This is a genomic window from Paenibacillus sp. 01T431 (assembly GCF_056398625.1).
The window spans coordinates 1-458 of sequence record NZ_JBFTPT010000073.1 but is presented as its reverse complement, the minus strand read 5'-3'; the positions used below and the strand labels follow the sequence as shown (position 1 = coordinate 458).

The window sequence follows — 458 nt, the reverse complement described above, 5'->3', positions numbered from 1 at the left end:
GTGTCCAACAAACGCCCTGGGGCACGCGCGACAGGTCACATTGCCGGGCTGGGTCAGTCGTCAGTAGGCGTCCCGGCCGGTCCAGCCGTGCACGGCGGTGTGGACGATGATGCGGAGGTCCAGCACGAAGGACCAGTTGCGGATGTAGAAGATGTCGAACTCGGTACGCCGGCGCATTTTCTCCACCGTGTCGGTGCGGCCCCGGCAGCCGTTGATCTGCGCCCAGCCCGTGATGCCGGGCTTCACGCGGTGGCGCAGCATGTAGCGGTCCACGATCTCCTTGTAGAGCTCGTTGTGCTCGATGGCATGCGGGCGCGGGCCCACCACGGACATCTCGCCGCGCAGCACGTTCAGGAACTGCGGCAGCTCGTCCAGGCTGGTGCGGCGCAGGAAGGCGCCCACGCGCGTCACGCGGGGGTCGCCGGGCGTGGCCTGGGTCACGCCGGCATCCGTGTGCG

Annotated in this window: 1 protein-coding gene; it reads right to left on the bottom strand. The window is 68.8% G+C overall.

Annotation, left to right across the window (positions count from 1 at the left end; genetic code table 11):
• Positions 1-60: 60 nt before the first annotated feature.
• A partial coding sequence (locus AC1DM9_RS34495) for a sugar transferase (RefSeq protein ID WP_477584517.1) occupies positions 61-458 on the bottom strand: 398 nt, incomplete at its 5' end.